7 protein-coding genes are annotated in these 4,680 nt (G+C 48.7%); all 7 read right to left on the reverse strand.

The genetic code is table 11. The features are described 5' to 3' along the window. On the reverse strand, window positions 1-1,224 hold a 1,224-nt coding region (locus tag KQI64_RS09850), incomplete at its 3' end, for a protein kinase domain-containing protein (protein ID WP_216524591.1). Window positions 1,225-1,409: 185 nt separating this feature from the next. After that, complete coding sequence (locus KQI64_RS09855) at window positions 1,410-1,793, reverse strand: TIGR04086 family membrane protein (protein ID WP_216524592.1); 384 nt, start codon at window positions 1,791-1,793, stop codon at window positions 1,410-1,412. 51 nt (window positions 1,794-1,844) lie between these two features. Beyond that, a complete protein-coding gene (gene yajC / locus KQI64_RS09860; protein ID WP_253289264.1) occupies window positions 1,845-2,249 on the reverse strand; it encodes a preprotein translocase subunit YajC in 405 nt (134 codons plus the stop codon). Between the two features lie 78 nt (window positions 2,250-2,327). Continuing rightward, entirely contained in the window at window positions 2,328-3,458 is a 1,131-nt protein-coding gene (gene tgt, locus KQI64_RS09865) for a tRNA guanosine(34) transglycosylase Tgt (protein ID WP_216524593.1), read from the reverse strand. 62 nt (window positions 3,459-3,520) lie between these two features. Next, entirely contained in the window at window positions 3,521-3,796 is a 276-nt protein-coding gene (locus tag KQI64_RS09870; protein ID WP_216524594.1) for a type II toxin-antitoxin system YafQ family toxin, read from the reverse strand. Beyond that, window positions 3,793-4,068, reverse strand: a complete 276-nt coding sequence (locus tag KQI64_RS09875; RefSeq protein ID WP_216524595.1) for a type II toxin-antitoxin system RelB/DinJ family antitoxin — start codon at window positions 4,066-4,068, stop codon at window positions 3,793-3,795. Before KQI64_RS09875 ends, KQI64_RS09870 begins: the two co-directional genes overlap by 4 nt. 78 nt (window positions 4,069-4,146) lie before the next feature. Next, a partial coding sequence (queA, locus tag KQI64_RS09880) for a tRNA preQ1(34) S-adenosylmethionine ribosyltransferase-isomerase QueA (protein WP_216524596.1) occupies window positions 4,147-4,680 on the reverse strand: 534 nt, incomplete at its 5' end.

Below are 4,680 nucleotides of genomic sequence, written 5' to 3' on the forward strand. Positions count from 1 at the left end.
TTCGGTGACGGCGGCGAACGGGTCAAAGTCCTGGATAGCGACGCTCCTTGCCGAGGGCTTTACGTCCTCGTAATCGTCAAAGTAGGAGCCGTAATCCTTTTCCTTTGCGCCGGAGGGCTGGTCGATCGAGAATACCTTTGTCTGGTTCTTGTAGTCGTCAAAAACTCTGTTGTCGATTTCAGGCTCCTGATACGAGGGCTTGATGTTTTCGGCCTCGCCGGGCTTTTCAGCCGTCTCGCCTGCGTCAGCGGCGGTTTTTTCGGGCTTTGCCGCGTCGGCGGCGTTAACTGAGGGAATCGGAGCGACTACGGGAATAACCTTGGTTTCTCCGTTATTATTCTTTGCCTGCTGCTCAAAAATATTACCCTCAAAATCTGTGCTTTCGGGTACGATCACCTCAGGCTGCGCCTCAGACTCATTTTTTATTGAGAGCAGAGCGTTTTTGATATTGCCCGCGTTTTTCCAGCGGTTTTTGTTTTCGGGCTGGCAGGCGATGTGGATAACGCTCTTGAGCTTCTGGCTTCCGTTTGCCGTAGGCGGAACATTCTCGCCGTCCAGACGTTTTTCCGCCGCTTTTTCGGGCGAAAGACCCTCGTTTTCGAAGGGCAGCTTGCCGCCGTTGCACATGCCGTACATCAGCAGTCCGATTGAATAGATGTCGGTAGTAAAGTCTGCCTGTTCGCCGTTGTTGATTTCGGGAGCGAGGTAAAGAATGTCGTCGTCAAGGCTTTCCGCGTCCATAAAGCCGCCGAGCTTGTATTTTCCGTCGGCAGAGATGTAGATGTTCGAGGGCTTGATGTCGCCGTGATAAATATTGTTCGCCTCGAGCTTTTCAAGGATCTCGCTCATTCCTATGCCGAAGTCAACGACTTCTTCCTCGCTGAATTCCTTATCCTTGAGCTTGTCCGAGAGGGGAGTGCTGCTGTCAGTGACGATATACAGCTTCAGCTGTTTTTTGTCGGGGTTGTCCTCGACGCAAACGTCAATGTAGTTTGTGATATCGCCGAGAGCCCTCACCTTGTTGACAAAGTCAGCTTCGTCCTTGATAAAATCGATATCTTCATCGTTATAGAGCTCATCGGCAAACTCGTAGTATGCCAGGTTAGCCTTTACCTTGTCGTCGCTTTTGTTAACGAGACTGTAAATTTCGCCTTCATCGGTGTCCGAGACAAGAGAGAGAACCTTCCACTCGCTCAATGCCGCGGGCAGTTTGATTTTTGCCATTTTACTAACTCCTTTTCATATTTTTTCTTTATTCGAATTATAATCTATATTCTATTGTATTATAACATATATTTATTTATTTTTCCACTGTTATTTCCAATTTGTAAGGATTAGTAATAATTCATATGATTTTTTGCGGCAGCCGGGACTCAAGCATCTGAGTGACCGGCTGCCGCGTTTTTTTATTAAAAAGCCTTTTTCTCTTTTACTCCGCAGATGCCGCCCGCGATTCCGCCGAGAATGACAGCCGCGGCGCGGATCCCCGTCAGAGCGGTGACGGACTCTGAGCCCTTTGACAGTCCCGCTATTGTTATCAGAATAAACATCACACCGCCCGTAATCGCTCCGACAACCAGACCGGCTCCTCGGTTGAGCTTTGCGGAAACAAAGCCTCCGGCGAGAGCGCCCAGAGCGGCGACGGCGATCATGATGTATTCGGTCAGCCCGGAACCGAGCAAGCCCGAGGTCAGCATAATGACCGCGAATACGCACATCAGAATCACGCAGCCGAGCACGCCGCTGAGACTGCCTATGAAAACGGATTTTATCAGCTTCTTTTTGTCAGACATAAAAACCACCCCGAATATCATCTGCTAAATGATATTCGGGGAAGTGAAAAATTATTCTTTTGTGTCGTCTTCCTTCTTCTTTTTGAAGAAGCTGAAGCCCTTCTTTTCGGTTGCTGCTGTCTGCTGATTTTCCTTTACGGTATCAACGGTGGAGATGCACCATTTTTTGAACTTCATTTTTACTCTGTCGGAGCCTGTCTCGATGATGATAGCGTCCTCGTCGTCCTTGATAGCAACGACTCTGCCCATGATACCGCCGATCGTTGTGATTTCGTCACCGATTTCGAGGGAATTTCTCATCTGAGCTTCTTCTTTTTTCTTCTTTGAGTTAGGTCTGATCAAGAAGAAATAGATACCTGCGATGACTGCCGCGTAGATTAAAATCATGACCCACATGCTGTTGCCGCCGAAAATGCCGCCTGCCTGCTGTGCGTCAGCTGCTGAATACATAAACATAAAACTTCATTCCTTTCAACACAATAAGTTGATTATAACAGCAATTGAAATAGAATGCAAGCCATTTTTGAAATTTTTTTAAATTCTCACGCCGAGAATACTTCTGTATTTTTCGTAGAAGGCGGTAAAAGTGCCCTTGTCCAGCTCAGAGCGGATGATTTCCATCAGGTTGTTGTAAAAATACAGATTATGCATCACGGCGAGGCGCATTCCGAGCATTTCGCCGCTCTTGAGAAGGTGCCTGATATACGCCCGCGAGAAGCTGCGGCAGGTAGGACAGTCGCAGTGCGGGTCGACAGGGCTGTCGTCGAGCTCGTATTTCGCGTTGTTGAGGTTGCGCACTCCGTCCCAAGTAAAGAGCTGACCGTGTCTTGCGTTGCGGCTGGGCATGACGCAGTCAAAGAGGTCTATGCCGCGGTACACCGCCTCAAGAATATTCACGGGTGTGCCGACGCCCATAAGATATCGTATTTTATTTTTCGGAGCAAATGGCTCGACAGCCTCGATTATCTCATACATGACCTCGGTAGGCTCGCCGACCGCAAGACCGCCGATAGCGTAACCGTCGAGCTCAAGCTCCGCGATTTCCTTCATGTGACTGATCCGCAGATCGTGGTATGTTCCGCCCTGATTAATGCCGAAGAGCATCTGCTGCGGATTGATAGTGCCCTCAGTCTGATTGAGCTCGTTCATTTTTGCAACGCAGCGCTTAAGCCAGCGGGTAGTTCTCGCCACGCTGTCGCGTGTGTACTCATACGGCGACGGATTCTCAACACACTCGTCAAAAGCCATCGCGATAGTAGAGCCGAGGTTTGATTGAATAGTCATACTTTCCTCGGGACCCATGAATATCTTCCGCCCGTCGATATGCGAGTGGAAATTTACGCCTTCCTCCCTGATATCCCGCAGCTGAGCGAGAGAAAACACCTGAAAGCCGCCGCTGTCGGTGAGAATGGGGCCGTCCCAGCGCGTGAATTTATGCAGTCCGCCGAGCTGTCTGACCTTATCGTCGCCGGGGCGCAGGTGAAGGTGATAGGTGTTGCAGAGCTGAACCTGACATTTTATATTTTTCAGATCGAGCGCCGAAACCGCGCCCTTGATAGCTCCGCAGGTCGCGACGTTCATAAACGCGGGAGTCTGAATCACTCCGTGAGGGGTGACAAACTCACCACGTCTAGCCGTACCTTCGGTTTTAATTAATTTATACATATTTCCTCCGGAAAAAATAAGATGAATAACGCAGGATAAAAGCGGCGCAAAGCATACGCCGCTCAGAATAAGTCGCTGTGGGTGCCGGTTCGGGTCAAATAAAGAATTAATTCATCCTCATAGATTTCATATACCAATAACCAATCAGGCTCAATATGACATTCACGACAGCCGGAAAAATCACCTGTCAGGGGGTGGTCTTTATATTTTGAAGCGAGAGTTTCGCCCTCTGCTAACATGCGGATAACTGTTTTCAGCTTGTCAATATCGTATCCGCGCTTTTGTACCCGCTTCAAATCCTTTTGAAAACGAGTGGTAGGTTTTGCGCGGTATTTCATGCGAGTAACTCCTCAAACATAGTGTCGATATTGTCATATGCTTTTCCAATGGTCGGATTTTTTTTCATTTTCTGAACTTCGGCGATAGCTTCTCTTGTTTCCTTGTTAGGAACATCGGTAGTAATCTCAAACGGAATCCTTTGTTCCCTCACTACCGTTTTCGCGAACATATTGAACACAGAGCTCACGGATAAACCGATCTCGCTGCAAAAAGCGTCAAAAGCTTTTTTGGTGCTTTCGTCCATTCTGATATTTACATTTGTCTGAGCCATAGCAATACCACCTTTCATTTATATTATACGCAAAATCATATAAAATGTCAATATATCTCTATTAAAATGATAGACAAATCATAGAATTGCCATGCAATCCCCAAACGAAAAGAATCTGTACCTTTCCTTTACCGCGGTTTCATATGCGTTCATAATATTATCATAGCCCGCAAACGCCGATACAAGCATGATCAGGGTGCTTTCAGGCAGGTGGAAGTTGGTGATAAGCCCGTCGAGCACCTTGAACTCGTATCCGGGATAAATGAAAATATCAGTAAACCCCTCGCAGGCCTTTATCCCGCCGAACTGAGTCGCCACGCTCTCGAGAGTGCGGCACGAGGTGGTGCCTACGGCTATGACGCGTCCGCCGTTTTCCTTTGTCCTGCGGATAAGCTCCGCAGTTTCTGCGGGGATCTCGTAGTGCTCGCTGTGCATCTTGTGGTTGGTAACGTCGTCAACCTTGACGGGACGGAAGGTGCCGAGACCTACATGAAGCGTGACATAGGCGATATTCACGCCCTTTGAGCGTATTCTGTCCATAAGCTCCTCGGTGAAGTGCAGTCCCGCTGTAGGCGCCGCCGCCGAACCTAGCTCGTGGCTGTAGACGGTCTG

Source organism: Lachnoclostridium sp. MSJ-17 (assembly GCF_018918205.1).
Classification (GTDB): domain Bacteria; phylum Bacillota; class Clostridia; order Oscillospirales; family Acutalibacteraceae; genus Ruminococcoides.